This is a genomic window from Streptomyces sp. NPDC040545, from assembly GCF_055595065.1.
The window spans coordinates 57,203-72,708 of the sequence record NZ_JBVIWA010000011.1; the positions used below are offsets into that span (position 1 = coordinate 57,203).

Genomic DNA, 15,506 nt, shown 5'->3' on the forward strand with positions numbered 1-15,506 from the left:
GGCGCCGGTCACCGGGTCGGCCTCCGGCTCGCCGTCCTCGCCGACGACGTGGACGCCGGCGCCCAGCCAGTCGCAGTGCGAGGAGCCGGAGCCGAACTTCCAGCGGCCGGTGACCCGGAAGCCGCCGGGCACCCGACCTCGGTGTCGAGGGCGCGCAGGGCGTCGAGACCGTCCAGTTCGACGCGTACGACGGGTCCGGCGGCCGGCTCCTTGGAGCCGAGCCCCCAGTTGCGGCCGGTGGAGACGGGCTGGAGGCCGGGGAGCCCGGCGCCGGAGGTCTTGGCGCGGTGGAAGGCGCCGACCAGGGCCGTGACGTCTGCGACCGAACCGGGGCGCAGGACGGCACGGGTGTCACGCGGGGCGAACGCGGAGACGTTGGGGTCCGGCGGCAGCGGTGCGCCGGCGTCGTGCCGCGCGCGCTCCGCGCCGAGGGCCTGCTGGAGTTCTTCCAGTACGGCCTTGAGATCCGGGTACAGGGACGGGTCTTGCATGCCTCGACCTCGATCGTGATGTGGGTGGTCGGTGAGGTGGACGACTGGTGGGACTGATCTACCCGGGGGACTGCGCGGGACGGGTGGGCGCGGAGTCGCCGAGGTAGACGGGTGCGAGCGGGCCGTACGAGGTGACGTGGGCCAGGACGCGTACGGTGCGGGCCGGCGCGCCGGCCCAGGCGGTGTCGGCCGCGCACAGCGCGGGCACCTCCCAGCCCTCCTCGCGCAGGGCGAGGGCCGGGGTGTCGCTGGTGAGGTCCGGGCTGCAGGTGAACAGCAGGCTGATGACGGCCTCGCGCTCCAGGCCGTTGCGGACCAGGAGTTCGGTGACGAGCGCGCGGGTGGCGGCGGCAGCGGGAGGCCCTCCCGCTCGGCCCCACCGTGCGGATCACGTACGAAGGGGGGTGTCCGGCAGGACGCGCGGCCGCTAGCTTCTCCGGGGAAAGCGCTCGCTGCGCACGGCAACCGGTTCGGGAAGCGGGGCTGGTCCCATGTCCGACACCATCACGCTCGCCGTCGTCGGAGCGGGGGAGCGGGGGAGCGGCCACGCCGGATGGGCCCTGGCCCACCCGGACCGGGCGCGGGTGGTCGCGGTCGCCGAACCGCGCGCGCCCCGGCGGGAGCGGCTCGCCGCCGCGCACGGGATCGACGCCCGGCACGTGCTCGGCGACTGGCGGGAGCTGGCCGCCCTCGGCCGGATCGCGGACGCGGTGCTCGTCTGCACCCTGGACCGCGACCACCTGGAGCCGGTCCTCGCGTTCGCCGCGCTCGGCTACCACATCATGCTGGAGAAGCCGATGGCCCTCACGGAGGACGAGTGCCGGCGCATCGTCGACGCCGTCGAGCGGGCCGGCGTCATCCTCTCCGTCGGGCACGTCCTGCGCTACACCCCCTACACGCGGACCCTCAAGGATCTCGTCGACTCCGGCCGCATCGGCGACATCGTGAGCGTCCAGCACCTGGAGCCGGTCGGCTTCTGGCACCAGGCCCACTCGTTCGTACGGGGCAACTGGCGGCGCGCCGACGAGGCGACGACCATGCTGATGGCCAAGTCCTGCCACGACCTGGACTGGCTCCAGTACGTGCTGGGGCGCCCGCCCGTACGGGTCTCCAGCTTCGGCCGCCTCACGCACTTCCGGCCCGAGAACAGGCCGCCGGGTGCGGCGGACCGCTGCCTGGACTGCGCGGTCGAGCCGGACTGCCCGTACTCCGCGGCACGCGAGTACGGCGACAGGCTGGCCGACGGCCGCCACCGCTGGCCGCTGAGCGTGCTGATCGACGAGTTCACCCCGCAGGCCCTGGAGACCGCGCTGCGGGAGGGGCCCTACGGGCGGTGCGTGTACGCCTGCGACAACGACGTCGTCGACCACCAGGTGGTGGCCATGGAGTTCGACTCGGGGGCGACGGCCACCTTCACCATGACCGCCTTCACCGAGCAGGCGGACCGCCACACCCGGATCTTCGGAACCCGCGGCGAACTGCGGGGCGACGGCCGCACCATCACGGTCTACGACTTCCTGACCCGCACCGAGGAGCAGGTGGCCATCGGCGCGGGCGGGCCGATGGACGCCGCGGGCGGCCACGGCGGCGGCGACGCCGGGCTCATGGACGCCTTCGTCGCCGCCATCGCCACCGGCGACCCCGGCCTGGTCAGGTCCGGCCCGCGGGAGTCGCTCACCAGCCACCTGACGGTCCTGGCCGCCGAACGGGCCCGCTGCTCCGGCACGGTGGAGCCGGTGGGGCCGCCCGTCCAGGACCCGTGAACGAAGCGGGCCCGGCCCCCTGGCGAGGGGTCGGGACCGGGTCTTCGTTTCTTGCGGTGGGATATGACTACCCGCTACATCCACTCGCTGAACCGCAACCAGCCCATCATGTTGTCCATTTCCTGCTCCGAGACCGCCGGCCGCGGGTCCTGAGGCCGCGCGGCCGCCGCCCGCCCGGCCCGTCCCGGCCCGTACAGCTCGCGCCACACGGCCCGCGCGCAGGCTGAACCGGCCGGGCCCAGCCGGGCCGGTTCACGCTCTTCCCGGCACGAGGACGTGTTCCACCGCCCCCGGGTCACCGAAGGCGAGGATCGCCTTGCCGGCGGCCGTGCTGTACGGGCATCCGGCCGCCGACCCGGGAGGGCACGGTGGTGGCCTCCGAGCCGCAGATCCGCTCCAGGCAGACCACCTCGGCCCTGCGCACCCGGGTCCGCCGCGACCAACGACCCCGAGTGGGCCCTGGTCCTTTTCGGCCAGGGTGCGCGCGGCCTCGACATCCAGGACACGATGTTGTGATGATCACTTACGAGAGCACCTCGCACACGGCCAAGGCCGGAAACCTCAGCCTCCACTTCCACGAGGCGGGCCCGGACCACCCCGACGCCCCCGTCCTCATCCTGCTCCACGGCGGCGGACCCGGCGCCTCCGCCTGGTCCAACTTCGGCCCCAACCTGCCCTTCTTCGCCGAGCGGTTCCGCACCCTGCTCATCGACCAGCCCTGCTACGGCCGCTCCGACAAGCCCGAACCCGACCGCGACTACTTCAGCTTCAGCGCCGCCGCGACCGCCGCCCTCATGGACGAACTCGGCATCGCGAAAGCCCACTTCATCGGCAACTCCCTCGGCGGCGGCACCGCCGTCCGGATGTCCCTGAACCACCCGGACAAGGTGGACAAGCTGCTGCTCATGGCCCCCGGCGGAATTTCGGTCAATCTCTTCTCGGCCGACCCCACCGAAGGCATCCGGCGCCTCTTCGAGTTCGCCGCGGCCCCCGACCCCACCCGCGAGCAGATGCGCGCCTTCCTCACGACGCTCGTCCACGACCCCTCGCTCGTCACCGACGAACTCGTCGAGGAGCGCTACACCCAGGCCATGGACCCGGACGCCCGGACCGGCAACGCCCGCATGGGCGCCTCTTTCGCCAACCCCGCCTGGCAGCAGGACACCCTGCTCTGGCGCGAGGCTCACCGCATCAGCCATCCCACCCTGCTCACCTGGGGCCGCGAGGACCGGGTCAACCCCCTCGACGGCGCGCTGCTCGCCCTCAAGGCCATCCCCGACGCCCGCCTGCACGTCTTCCCGCGCTGCGGCCACTGGGCGCAGACCGAGGCCTTCGAGGACTTCAACCGCCTCGCCGCGGACTTCTTCGCACACTGAACCCCGCCCCGCCTCCGGAGAGCTCTTCCCAGAGCTCTCCGGAGCTCCTCCAGAACTGAGGACACCCATGGCATCGGACGTCCGCGCCCTCGGCCACCTCCGCAACCCGAACCTCGCGCCGATCGACAAGGGCCCCTTCTACGCGGCCGCGTGCACCCGGGGGACATCGGCACCAAGGGCGGCCCGGTCACGGACGGGGACGGCCGGGTGCTCCGCGAGGACGGCGGGCCCATCGCGCTCGGGTCAGGAGAGCTTGCCGTTGTAGTCCGGCAGCTTGACGGTGCGCTCCGCGTGACCGCCGACGAGGTCGGTCGCGCTGTTGCCGATGTTGGCGATGATCGTGTAGCCGCGCGCCTCGATCTCCGCCCGCTTGCCCGTCTTGTAGGCGCTGACCTCCTCGAACAGGTCGGGCAGGTCACGGACGTAGAGCCCCGAGACCGGGTAGCCCACGGCCTTGAGGTTGCGCTCGGTGAGGGAGTGGATGATCCCGGGGCGGGCGGTGACGAAGAAGATCGCGACGCCGCGGTCGTGCGCGTACTGGGTCAGCGCGCGGACCTTGGCGATCGCGGGGGTCGGGAAGGTCCAGAACCAGTGGAAGTCCGTCTCCAGCGAGGTGTTGTCGATGTCGAGGACCAGGGCGGGCTTCTCACCGGCGGGCGAGGCGGCGATGCGCGCCTCGATGGCGGGCCGGGCCGCGTCGATGACGGCGGCGACGTCCCGCTGCCAGGTGGCGTAGTCGATGCCGAGGATCGCGGCGTTGCCGCCGGGCGCCGACGCGGCCGCAGGCGCGGACGCGGGTGCGGAAACGGGCGCCGGCGCCGGGACGGGCGCGGCCTGGGCGGCGGTGGCCGGAACCAGCGTCAGGGCGGCGGCGGCTGCGGCCACGCCGGCGGCGGCGGTACGGGGCATACGGGTGCGGCGGGTGCTGCGCATGGGGGGCGCTCCCTCGGTCACGAATTGGCATGTACGTGACCAGGGTTGGCGAGAATCGAACCCATGTCTACTGGCCGGTAGGAAACTTTTCGTGGCCGCGTGATGAATGATCTACGTGGTGCAGTCGAGGACGGTGTGGCACAGCCCGCACCGGGCCCGCAGCCGGCCGCGCACCGGCACCCGCAGCCGCTGCGCGCACACCCGACAGGGGAAGCTCACCCGCAACCCGGCGCCGTCCCCCCGCTGTTCGAAGCGGTACGCCGAGTCGTCGGCGGGGTCGGTCCCGGCGCGGCGCGCCTTCGCGTACCGCCGCCGCGCCAGCGGCCCCGCGGCCGTCAGCGGGGCCCGGCGGTGGTCGCGCCCGGCCAGCGCGCGCCCGCGCACGTAGGCCTCGTACGCCTGGGGGCTGGTGAACCAGGGGGCGGGGTCCTCGCCGAACAGAGCGGCGCGCTTGGCCAGGACGTAGCCGAACTCCTCGGGCGTGAGGTAGCCGAACCTCTGGTGGGTCAGCGCGTCCTCGCGGTAGGCGTCCAGGAGCAGCCAGCCCGCCCCCAGGTACGCGGCGGCGGTGTCGGTGAGGATCTCGTTCTCCGCAGTGCCGGGGAAGCGCAGGTCCAGGCGGTGCAGCAGGACATGGGCCACCTCGTGCGCGAGGGCGGCCGCCAGGTCGCGGCGGTGGGTGCGGAAGCGGTCGCTGACCTCGACGAAGTATTCGGGGCCCGCGGTCAGTTCCACGGTGGCGGCCTGCTCCATCGCCCGGAAGGAGACCACGATGCGCGCGTCGGGCAGCCGTAGCGCGCGCACCGTCGCGGCGGCCACCCGCTGGGCGCCCAGGTGGAGGTCGTCGGTGGCGTCGAAGGCTGCGTCGGCGGGGGCGAAGCTCGTGTCGTAGGCGCGGATCCCGTCGGCCGACAGCCGGCGGAAGAGCGCGGTGATCGAGGCGCGCACGGTCGCCAGATGTGGAAATCCGTGCTCGATGGGGCTCCCGGGCCCCCTGTTCTCCGTCACCGGGCCCTCCTTACCGCAATCCCTGCCGTCGGGGCGGGAGTTGGCCGAAATTGCCTTCTTGATGTCCACCACACGCCTGTTGTGTCATGGACCCGTCATTCACCCGATGACGCGCACGCACGGCCCAACCCCCCACGAAAGGCAGTGTGTTGACTGTGACCACCCTTGTGCAGTTGATGAAGCGCACCCTCGCCGTCGGCGCGGTCGCCCTCGCCGCCGTCAGCCTCCAGCCCGGCACCGCCAGCGCCGGCCCGGCACCCGTGGTCGGCGGTACCCGCGCCGCCCAGGGCGAGTTCCCCTTCATGGTGCGCCTCTCCATGGGCTGCGGCGGCGCCCTCTACACCCAGCAGATCGTCCTCACCGCCGCCCACTGTGTGAGCGGCTCCGGCAACAACACCTCCATCACCGCCACCGCCGGAGTCGTCGACCTCAACAGCTCCAGCGCCATCAAGGTCAAGTCCACCAAGGTCCTCCAGGCCCCCGGCTACAACGGCAAGGGCAAGGACTGGGCCCTCATCAAGCTCGCCAAGCCCATCAGCCTGCCCACCCTCAAGATCGCGGAGACCAAGGCCTACGACAACGGCACCTTCACCGTCGCCGGCTGGGGAGCCGCCCGCGAAGGCGGCGGCCAGCAGCGCTACCTCCTGAAGGCCAACGTCCCCTTCGTCTCCGACGCCAGCTGCCAGAGCTCGTACGGCAGCGACCTCGTCCCCGGCGAGGAGATCTGCGCCGGCCTGCCCCAGGGCGGCGTCGACACCTGCCAGGGCGACTCCGGCGGCCCCATGTTCCGCCGCGACGACAACAACGCCTGGATCCAGGTCGGCATCGTCAGCTGGGGCGAAGGCTGCGCCCGGCCGAACTACCCCGGCGTCTACACCGAGGTCTCCACCTTCGCCGCCGCGATCAAGAGCGCCGCGGCAGGCATGTAGCCCCACCCGTTCCACCCGCCCGCCCTTCCGGCCGGTCACCCACCGGCCGGAAGGGCCAGGCCGTGTCCTGCCGCGCGGTTGCGGGCCCACCCGCACCCCGGTCCCATGGGAGGCGGCCGGTGGCATGCCCAAAGCCGACGGCCTCGAAGTCCCCCGCCGCCCGTCCGGCCACCCCGGCTCACCGCACATCGTCATCGTCATCACCTTCGGCCTCGACGAGTACGTCCACGCGGCGCTCCACGGCGGAGCCTCCGGCTTCCTCCTGAAGGACGCAAGCCCGGCCGTGCTGGTTGAAGCGGTCCGGGCGGCAGCCGTCGGCGACTCCCTCGCCCCATCCGCCATCACGGTCCGCCGCCTGCGCGAAACGGCCCCGCGCACCCCGGCCTCCCAGGCCCGCCGGCACCTGAGGCCGAGGCCCTTCCAGCCCCGCCGGCGTTCGAGGCGCGGGGTCAGGGGCGGAGCCCCGGGAGGCTCCGGCGCAGCCGGCCCGCGCCTGCGCACCCGTACCCGCACGTGCCCCCGTACCGCCGCCGCAGGCAGCCGCGGCGGCCGCCCCGCCACACTCTCCGAGGTCTAACCCAGGGCGATGGCCCGCAGCGCGGCCAGATGCCGCTGGTAGACCGTGCGGCCCTCGGCGGTCAGCGAGAGCCACGTGCGCGGACGCCGTCCGACCCGGCCCTTGCGGACCTCCACCCAGCCCGCCTCCTCCAGCGCCGCGACCTGCTTGGAGAGCACCGAGTCCGAGACCTCGACCAGGTCCCGTACGAAACCGAACTCGGCCTTGTCCAGCGGAGCCAGCGCCGCCACCACCGACAGCCTTACGGGCGCGTTGAGCAGCGGCGCGAGGTCGTGCCGCGGATGCCCGCCCCGCTTCGCGTCCGCCCCGGTGCCCGCGGTCGGTTCCTCCGTCATACCGCACCCCTCGTCTCGGTCCAGGCGCCGACGGCCAGCGGCAGCGCACACGCCAGCGCGGCCACCGCCGCGAACGGCACGCCGTGGCCGAACGCCGCGGTCCCGAGCGTGATCGACAAGGCGAACACCACCGCCCAGGCCCCCACCAGCACCCCGTGCTTCACCCCGAACCCCCGCCGCACCACGCGCTGCCGCGCCGCGTACACGCTCAGCCCGGTCACCAGCAGCCCGTTGGTCACCGCGAACACCGCCCCCGACACCGGCCCGTGCCACAGCACGGCGATCGGTACGAGCAGCAGCTGCCCGGCCGCGAACACCCACAGGTAGCGCGCGTACCAGCCACTGCCCCGCCGCGCCGCCTGCTCCAGACCGGCCGCCCGGCCTAGCGCCCCGACCGCCTTCGCCGACTCCTGCATGGTTCCCCCTCGCTCGCACACGGACGACCGTCCCTAACTGATTTCCACTATGGCGAGTACTTTCCATTCTGGCAAGTGCCGGGTTGCCGTCTCACAGGCCGACTGCCCGAGGAACCGACGGCCGCCGCCACGTATTCTCAGGAACCATGAACATGAGCGACCTCGACAACGGCACCGGCACGGGCGCGGCCGACGACGCCGCAGGCATCGACGAGAGCGTCACCGCCGAACTCGCACGCCTGCGCGACAGCATCGACAACATCGACGCCGCCGTCGTCCACATGCTCGCCGAACGCTTCAAGTGCACCCAGCAGGTCGGCCACCTCAAGGCCAGGCACCAGCTGCCCCCCGCCGACCCGGGCCGCGAAGCCAGCCAGATCGCCCGCCTGCGCCAGCTCGCCGAGAACGCCAAACTCGACCCCGCCTTCGCCGAGAAGCTCCTCAACTTCATCATCGCCGAGGTCATCCGCCACCACGAGACGATCGCTGCGGGCGAAGAGTAGAAGACCGGGGTCCGGCCGCCCACTGGGGCAGCATGGGCCCCATGTCCGCACTGACGCGCAACGAAGCGCAGCTCCGAGCCCAGCTCCTCGACGTCCAGCACTACGCCGTCACCCTCGACCTCACCGGCGACGACGAGACCTTCGACTCCACCACCGTCGTCAGGTTCACCGCCCGCACCGCCGCAGACACCTTCATCGAGCTGAAGCCCGTCGAGCTGCGCTCGGCCACCCTCGACGGCAACCCCCTCGACCCGGCCACCCTCGCCGACGACCGCCTCCCCCTCGAAGGCCTCACCGAAGGCCCCCACGAGCTGCGCCTCGACACCCGCATGCGCTACTCCCGCACCGGCGAGGGCCTGCACCGCTTCACCGACCCCGCCGACGGCCACACCTACGTCTACAGCCAGATGTTCCTGGACGACGTCCAACGGGTCTTCCCCGCCTTCGACCAGCCCGACCTCAAGGCCGTCTTCGAATTCACCGTCACCGCCCCCGCCCACTGGACCGTCCTCGCCAACGGCATCACCACCCGCACCGGCGCCGCCCCCGACAACAGCGGCGCCGTCATCTGGCAGTCCGCCCCCACCCCCCTCATCTCCACCTACCTCGCCGCCGTCGCCGCCGGCCCCTGGCACAGCATCCGCACCGAACACGCCGGACTGCCCTTCGGCATCCACTGCCGCCAGTCCCTGGCACCCCACATGGACGTCGACGCCGAGGAAATCCTCTCCATCACCAAGGCCTGCTTCGACCGGTACCAGGAGAAGTTCACCGAGCCCTACCCGTTCGACTCCTACGACCAGGCCTTCGTACCCGAGTTCAACGCCGGCGCCATGGAGAACCCCGGACTCGTCACCTTCCGCGACGAGTTCATCTTCCGCTCCGCCGTCACCGACACCGAACGCCAGTCCCGCGCCATGGTCATCGCCCACGAGATGGCCCACATGTGGTTCGGCGACCTCGTCACCATGGCCTGGTTCGACGACATCTGGCTCAACGAATCCTTCGCCGAATACATGGGCTACCAGACCCTCACCGAAGCCACCCGCTTCACCGACACCTGGACCGACTTCGGCGTCACCCGCAAGCCCTGGGGCTACGACGCCGACCAGCGCCCCTCCACCCACCCCGTCGCCCCCGCCCCCGAAGACGTCCCCGACACCGCCTCCGCCCTCCTCAACTTCGACGGCATCTCCTACGCCAAGGGCGCCTCCGCCCTGCGCCAACTCGTCGCCTGGCTCGGCGAGAAGGACTTCCTGGCCGGCATCAACACCCACTTCGCCCGCCACAAGTTCGCCAACGCCTCCCTCGCCGACTTCATCGACTCCCTCGCCGCCCACACCGAACGCGACGTCCGCGCCTGGGCCGACATCTGGCTGCGCACCACCGGCATCGACACCCTCACCCCTCGCATCGAGGAATCGGAGGGCCACCCCGACACCCCCGCCGGCTGGACCCTCACCGTCGACCGCCGCGGCAGCCGCCCCCACCACATCGCCGTCGGCGTCTACGACCGCGACCCCGCCGACGGCCGCTTCCTCGAACTGCGCGAACTCCTCGACCTCGACATCCCCTCCGACGAGATCATCTCGGTGACCGGAGCCCGCCCCGCCCTCCTCGTCCTCAACGACGTCGACCTCACCTACGCCAAGGTCCGCCTCGACGAAACCTCCGTCGAAACGGTCCTGCGCGGCCTCTCCGGCATCCCCGACGCCCTCACCCGCGCCGTCGTCTGGAACGCCCTGCGCGACATGGTCCGCGACGGCGAACTCGACCCCCACGACTACCTGGCCACCGCCTCCGCGCACCTGCCCGAAGAGAACGACCTGGCCATCGTCCAGGGAGTCCTCGCCTTCGCCCGCACCCAGGTCGCCGTCCGCTACCTCGCCCCCGAAGAGCAGACCGCCGCGCTCGCCACCCTCACCACCATCGCCCGCGACCTCCTGCGGCGCACCGAGGACGGCTCCGAGCCCGGCATGCGGCTGACCGCCGTACGCACTCTCGTCGACAGCGCCACCCAGCCCGACACCATCGCCGCCTGGCTCACCGACGACACCATCCCCGGCGGCCCCGCACTCGACCCCGAACTGCGCTGGCGCATCCTCGGCCGCCTCGCCGTCCTCGGCGCCGTCGGGGAAACCGAGATCGACGCCGCCCTCGCCGCCGACACCAGCGCCACCGGCCAGGAAGGCGCCGCCCGCTGCCGCGCCGCTCTCCCCACCGCCGAAGCCAAGGCCGCCGCCTGGGACCGCCTCTTCCACGACGACAGCCTCTCCAACTACCTCTTCAGCGCCACCGCCCAGGGCTTCTGGCAACCCGAACAGGCCGAACTGCTCACGCCGTACGTCACCCGCTACTACCCGGAGGCCGTCGCCCTCGGCGCCCGCCGAGGCCCGGCCATCGGCGAGGCCGCCGGCCGCTGGGCGTTCCCCGCGTACGCCATCGACGAATCCAACCTCCGGGCCGGCCACACCTGCCTCACGAACCCGGACATCCTCCCCCTCCTGCGCCGCAAACTGGTCGACCAGCTCGACGACCTCGCCCGCGCCCTCAAGGTCCGACAGACCTGACCCCCTGCGGGGGCCCGGCGGAACGGGGGCCGGGGGTTCCACCGCCGGGCCTTCCGCCGTGCCGGTGACGGGGGCGGGGTGGGGTGCTGTCCGGGACGTAGAACGTGATTTGTCGGCGCGGCAGCGGCCCGTACGCACCACGCGGCCCAAGGCGCCATAAATCATGCAGTCCCGGACGGCACCCCACCCCGCCCCCGGCGCCGGCACCCACCGCCCCCGCCCCGCCCTCGGCACCCACCCGCCCCCGCCCCGCCCCCGGCACCGGCACACACCGCCCCCCCGCCCCCAGCCCCCGGCACCCACCCGCCCCCGCCCAGCCTCCGGCCGGGACCGGCAGGGACCGGCCCCCACTCCGGACAAACCCCGGCGGTTACCCCATTCGGGTCTGATCGTTGTACTGGCCGGGTGCCTCCCACCGCACCCGGCCAGCCCCGGAGGGACCCCGATGACCGCGCAGCCCGGCACCCCCACACCGCCCCCGCTCGCCGGCGGCCCCCACGGCCCCACCGCCCTGCGCCCCCTCCTCGGCACCGTCCTCGACGCCCTCACCACCGGCGCCCACGACCGCGGCGGCCCCCTCCCCGCCGGCGGCCCCGACACCGTCACCGCCCGCGTCCGCACCGCCCTCGGCGACGCCGGCGTACTGCCCGCCCACGGCACCGGCGCCCACGAAGCCCTCCGCACCCTCGTCCACACCCTCGCCGCCGGCGCCGCCGACCCCGCCGACCCCCTCTGCGCCGCCCACCTGCACTGCCCCCCGCTCGCCGTCGCGGCCGCCGCCGACCTCGCCGCCAGCGCCCTGAACCCCTCCCTCGACTCCTGGGACCAGGCCCCCGCCGCCTCCGCCCTCGAAGCCCTCCTCACCCGCACCCTCGCCGCCGAGTTCTACGACACCCCCCACGCCGACGCCCTCGTCACCACCGGCGGCACCGAAGCCAACCAACTCGCCATCCTCCTCGCCCGCGAACGCCACGGCCCCGCCCTCACCGTCCTCCACGGAGCCAACGCCCACCACTCCGTCCCCCGCGCCGCCTGGCTCCTCGGCCTGCCCCCGGCCACCGAACTCCCCACCCCCGCCGGCACCCTCGACCCCGCCCGCCTCGCCGAAGCCCTCGCCACCACCCCCGGCCCCACCCTCGTCACCGCCACCGCCGGCACCACCGACGCCGGACTCATCGACCCCCTCCACCGCATCGCCGACCTGTGCGACCGCTACGGCGCCGACCTCCACATCGACGCCGCCTACGGCGGCCTCCTCGCCCTCAGCCCCCGCCACCGCGACAAACTCGCCGGACTCGGCCGCGCCCACTCCCTCACCATCGACCTGCACAAACTCGGCTGGCAGCCCGTCGCCGCAGGCCTCCTCGCCGTCCCCGACACCACCCTCCTGGCCCCCCTCGCCCACCAGGCCGACTACCTCAACGCCACCGACGACACCGAAGCCGGCCTGCCCGACCTCCTCGGCCGCTCCCTGCGCACCACCCGCCGCCCCGACGCCCTCAAGATCGCCACCACCCTCCGCGCCCTCGGCCGCGACGGCCTCGCCGCACTCATCGACCGCACCATCGACACCGCCCACCACCTCGCCCGGCTCCTCGACGCCCACCCCGGCTTCGAACTCCACGCACCCCCCACCCTCACCACCGTCCTCTTCCGGCCCACCCACGCCGACGACGACCACCTCGCCACCCTGCGCCGCACCCTCCTGCACCAAGGCCGCGCCGTCCTCGGCCGCACCCACGCCGACGGCCGCCTATGGCTCAAAGCCACCCTGCTCAACCCGCACACCACAGCGGGGGACCTGGACCAGCTCATCTCCCTCCTGGAAGGCAGCACCCACCGATGACCGCCCAGCTCGACGCCCCCCACGACCTCGTCGGAATCGGGATCGGCCCCTTCAACCTGTCCCTCGCAGCCCTCGCCCACGGCCTGCCCCGCCAAGGAGCCGGCGAACTCGCCACCGCCTTCTACGACCAGCGCCGCGACTTCCGCTGGCACCCCGGACTCCTCATCGAAGGCGCCACCCTCCAGGTCCCCTTCCTCGCCGACCTCGTCACCCTCGCCGACCCGGCCAGCCCCTGGAGCTTCCTCAGCTACCTCAAGCACAAGGAACGGCTCTTCCCCTTCTACTTCGCCGAGCAGTTCCACATCCACCGCGCCGAATACGACGCCTACTGCCGCTGGGTCGCCGACCGCGTCCCCGGACTCCACTTCGGCCACCAGGTCGACGCCGTCCGCTGGAACCCCGAACGCGACCTCTTCGAAGTCGACTTCACCCAACTCGACGCCACCGGCGAAGCCGAAGCCCTCGGCCGCACCTACACCCGCAACCTCGCCCTCGGCATCGGCACCGCCCCCTACGTCCCCGAACCCCTGCGCCCCCTCGCCGACGCCCCCACCGTCCCCGTCATCCACTCCGCCGACTACCTCGACAACCGCCCGCGCATCCTCGGCGCCGACCACGTCACCGTCATCGGATCGGGCCAGTCCGGTGCCGAAGTCTTCCTCGACCTCCTCCGCGCCCGCCCCGCCGGCCGCGAACGCCTCACCTGGCTCGCCCGCACCCCCTCCTTCGCCCCCATGGAGTACTCCAAGCTCGGCCTCGAACACTTCACCCCCGACTACACCCGCTACTTCCACTCCCTCCCCGAACCCGTACGCGACCAGCTCGTCCCCGCCCAATGGCAACTCCACAAGGGCATCGACGCCGACACCATCGCCGCCATCCACGCCGAGCTCTACCGCCGCACCCTCCACGGAGGCTGGCCCGACACCGTCCTCACCCCCGGAGTCAGCGTCCGCACCGCAGGCCGCGTCGCCACCACCAAGGTCGAACTCCACCTCGAACACATCGAGCAGGGCACCCGCTCCCGCCTCACCACCGACGCCGTCATCCTCGCCACCGGCTACCAGGAACGACCGCTCGGCAGCCTCCTCGCCGGCCTCGACCCGTACCTGCGCAAGGACTCCTCCGGCCGCCCCCGCATCGACGACCGCTACCGGATGATCCTCGACCCCGCCGTCACCGGCAGCATCTTCGTCCAGAACGGCGAACGCCACACCCACGGCGTCGGCACCCCCGACCTCGGCCTCGCGGCCTGGCGCAGCGCCGCCATCCTCAACACCCTCACCGGCAAAGAGCCCTACCCCCAGCCGGCCCGCACCGCCTTCACCACCTTCGGCCTCGACCAGCGCGAACCCACCCGCCCCCGCCCCGCCGGCGAACTCCTCCCACTCGTCGAACACCCCTGAGAGGCCCGGCAGTCCGGTGATCGAGACCCCGCCCCCACCGCCCCGGGGCCGCCACGGGGGCGGGAACGTGACTGGTACAACCAACTGCGCAGGCCGAACGTCTCTTCTGCCGAAGAAACGTTTCCAGGGGGTTTTGTCTGTGAAGTTTTCCCGGATTGCCGCAGCGGTCACCACCGCTGCCCTCGCTCCGGCCGTCCTCATCGCGTCACCGGCGTTCGCCGCCGGCCCCGACACCCCGGTCACGGGCAACCAGCCGGCACCGACCACGCCGGACCAGACCGTGCCCGACCAGGCCGAAGAGGACCGCAAGACCATCCTCGCGATCATCGCCCACCCGATGGCCAGCGAGTTCATGAAAAAAGCAGGCCGCACGGCCATCGCCGACGGCCCGAAGGCCATGCGCAAGTTCATCGAAGTCGACCAGCACGACATCCGCATGGACGACTACCGCATCGCACTCCTGCGCCTCCTCCCGGACGCCGGCCCCGGCCTGAAGGCAGGCATCAACAAGATCCTCAGCAGCACCCCGACCATCGACCAGCTCCGCCACTTCCACGACGTGACCCAGCACGAGCTGCGCGACGACGACAACGAGGTCGAGATCTCCCGGCTCATCCGCACCGGCGGCACGGCCGTCAAGGAAGCCGGCAAGAAAGCCCTCCAAGGCACCCCCGCCGACCGCGCGGAGTTCCTGAAGACCGGACGCCACCTCGCCCAGGCCCAGGACGACCTGGTCGAGCTGGCCCGCGTGGACGAGGGCTGGGACGGCCCGATCCTGACCGAGGCCATCGGCAAGCTCATGAACGGATCTCCGACCCCGGCCGAACTGCGCCATTTCCTGGAAGTGACCCAGTACGAGCTCCGCGACCAGGACAACCGCGTCGCCATCGCGAAGATCATCGACGGTGGTGGTCCGGAACTCGTCAAGGCGGGCCGCGCCGCCCTCGCCGGCACCCCCGCCGACCGGACCGAGTTCCTCAAGACGGGCCGGCACGAAGCCCGCGCCAAGGACCAGGCCGCCAAGGACAACGAAAAGCCCGCCCCCGGCAAGGACGGCAAGGACGGCAAGGACGGTAACGGCAACGGCACCGGAACGGACCCCGGCACCGGCGGCACCACCGGCACCGGCACCACCGGCACCACCGGCACCGGCAACACCGCCGTCACCGGCCAGGGCCACAACGGCTCCCCCCTCGCCACCACCGGCACGGGCGACCACACCACCCTGATCGCCGGCGGCGCGGGAACCGCACTCGCCGCCGGCGCCGGACTGCTCCTCGCCGCCCGCATGCGTCGCGCCGGCGCCGCACGCTGACCGGACCCGCACCACCAGGGGTGGGCGGCCGCAGCACA

At 72.7% G+C, this 15,506-nt stretch carries 14 protein-coding genes and 1 pseudogene; 9 read left to right on the plus strand and 6 right to left on the minus strand.

What is annotated here, in order from left to right; all coding sequences use genetic code 11:
* Nucleotides 1–8: 8 nt before the first annotated feature.
* Together ACZ573_RS21500 and ACZ573_RS21505 are read right to left on the minus strand one after the other, a co-directional pair.
* Nucleotides 9–491, minus strand: a complete 483-nt coding sequence (locus ACZ573_RS21500) for a hypothetical protein (RefSeq protein ID WP_471306552.1) — start codon at nucleotides 489–491, stop codon at nucleotides 9–11.
* Between the two features lie 58 nt (nucleotides 492–549).
* Nucleotides 550–828, minus strand: a pseudogene (locus ACZ573_RS21505) (chorismate mutase); the annotation flags it as partial.
* Between the two features lie 154 nt (nucleotides 829–982).
* Here ACZ573_RS21505 and ACZ573_RS21510 point away from each other — a divergent pair.
* Nucleotides 983–2,254, plus strand: a complete 1,272-nt coding sequence (locus ACZ573_RS21510; protein WP_471306554.1) for a Gfo/Idh/MocA family protein — start codon at nucleotides 983–985, stop codon at nucleotides 2,252–2,254.
* Between the two features lie 515 nt (nucleotides 2,255–2,769).
* Nucleotides 2,770–3,630, plus strand: coding sequence for a 4,5:9,10-diseco-3-hydroxy-5,9,17-trioxoandrosta-1(10),2-diene-4-oate hydrolase (hsaD, locus tag ACZ573_RS21515; protein WP_471306556.1), 861 nt, complete (start codon nucleotides 2,770–2,772; stop codon nucleotides 3,628–3,630).
* 243 nt (nucleotides 3,631–3,873) lie between these two features.
* On the opposite strand, the gene ACZ573_RS21520 is transcribed toward hsaD, so the two are convergent.
* Together ACZ573_RS21520 and ACZ573_RS21525 are read right to left on the minus strand one after the other, a co-directional pair.
* On the minus strand, nucleotides 3,874–4,563 hold the full coding sequence (locus ACZ573_RS21520; RefSeq protein WP_471306557.1) for an HAD family acid phosphatase: 690 nt from the start codon (nucleotides 4,561–4,563) through the stop codon (nucleotides 3,874–3,876).
* A 111-nt stretch (nucleotides 4,564–4,674) separates the two neighbouring features.
* Nucleotides 4,675–5,571 (minus strand): hypothetical protein, encoded by an 897-nt coding sequence (locus tag ACZ573_RS21525; RefSeq protein WP_471306559.1) that lies wholly within the window; start codon nucleotides 5,569–5,571, stop codon nucleotides 4,675–4,677.
* Nucleotides 5,572–5,747: 176 nt separating this feature from the next.
* Between ACZ573_RS21525 and ACZ573_RS21530 the strand changes: the two genes are divergently transcribed.
* Nucleotides 5,748–6,500, plus strand: a complete 753-nt coding sequence (locus ACZ573_RS21530) for a serine protease (protein ID WP_471306813.1) — start codon at nucleotides 5,748–5,750, stop codon at nucleotides 6,498–6,500.
* 124 nt (nucleotides 6,501–6,624) lie between these two features.
* Nucleotides 6,625–7,077, plus strand: a complete 453-nt coding sequence (locus tag ACZ573_RS21535; protein ID WP_471306561.1) for a response regulator — start codon at nucleotides 6,625–6,627, stop codon at nucleotides 7,075–7,077.
* Here ACZ573_RS21535 and ACZ573_RS21540 read toward each other — a convergent pair.
* Entirely contained in the window at nucleotides 7,074–7,412 is a 339-nt protein-coding gene (locus ACZ573_RS21540) for a winged helix-turn-helix domain-containing protein (protein ID WP_471306562.1), read from the minus strand. The two genes, ACZ573_RS21535 and ACZ573_RS21540, sit on opposite strands and share 4 nt — an antisense overlap.
* Nucleotides 7,409–7,828, minus strand: a complete 420-nt coding sequence (locus ACZ573_RS21545; protein WP_471306564.1) for a hypothetical protein — start codon at nucleotides 7,826–7,828, stop codon at nucleotides 7,409–7,411. The genes ACZ573_RS21540 and ACZ573_RS21545 overlap by 4 nt, the downstream gene beginning before the upstream one ends.
* 152 nt (nucleotides 7,829–7,980) lie before the next feature.
* On the opposite strand from ACZ573_RS21545, the gene ACZ573_RS21550 reads away from it, so the two are divergent.
* The 5 genes from ACZ573_RS21550 (at nucleotide 7,981) to ACZ573_RS21570 (ending at nucleotide 15,468) form a co-directional block, all read left to right on the plus strand.
* Nucleotides 7,981–8,331 carry a chorismate mutase gene (locus ACZ573_RS21550; protein ID WP_471306565.1) on the plus strand — a complete coding sequence of 117 codons (351 nt, stop codon included), beginning with the start codon at nucleotides 7,981–7,983 and terminating at the stop codon, nucleotides 8,329–8,331.
* Nucleotides 8,332–8,372: 41 nt separating this feature from the next.
* Nucleotides 8,373–10,901, plus strand: a complete 2,529-nt coding sequence (gene pepN / locus ACZ573_RS21555) for an aminopeptidase N (RefSeq protein ID WP_471306567.1) — start codon at nucleotides 8,373–8,375, stop codon at nucleotides 10,899–10,901.
* A 445-nt stretch (nucleotides 10,902–11,346) separates the two neighbouring features.
* Nucleotides 11,347–12,747: a pyridoxal phosphate-dependent decarboxylase family protein gene (locus tag ACZ573_RS21560; RefSeq protein WP_471306570.1), complete on the plus strand. Its 1,401-nt coding sequence runs from the start codon at nucleotides 11,347–11,349 to the stop codon at nucleotides 12,745–12,747.
* Nucleotides 12,744–14,153, plus strand: a complete 1,410-nt coding sequence (locus ACZ573_RS21565) for a lysine N(6)-hydroxylase/L-ornithine N(5)-oxygenase family protein (RefSeq protein ID WP_471306572.1) — start codon at nucleotides 12,744–12,746, stop codon at nucleotides 14,151–14,153. The genes ACZ573_RS21560 and ACZ573_RS21565 overlap by 4 nt, the downstream gene beginning before the upstream one ends.
* A 139-nt stretch (nucleotides 14,154–14,292) precedes the next feature.
* Complete coding sequence (locus ACZ573_RS21570) at nucleotides 14,293–15,468, plus strand: ALF repeat-containing protein (protein WP_471306574.1); 1,176 nt, start codon at nucleotides 14,293–14,295, stop codon at nucleotides 15,466–15,468.
* Nucleotides 15,469–15,506: the final 38 nt, after the last annotated feature.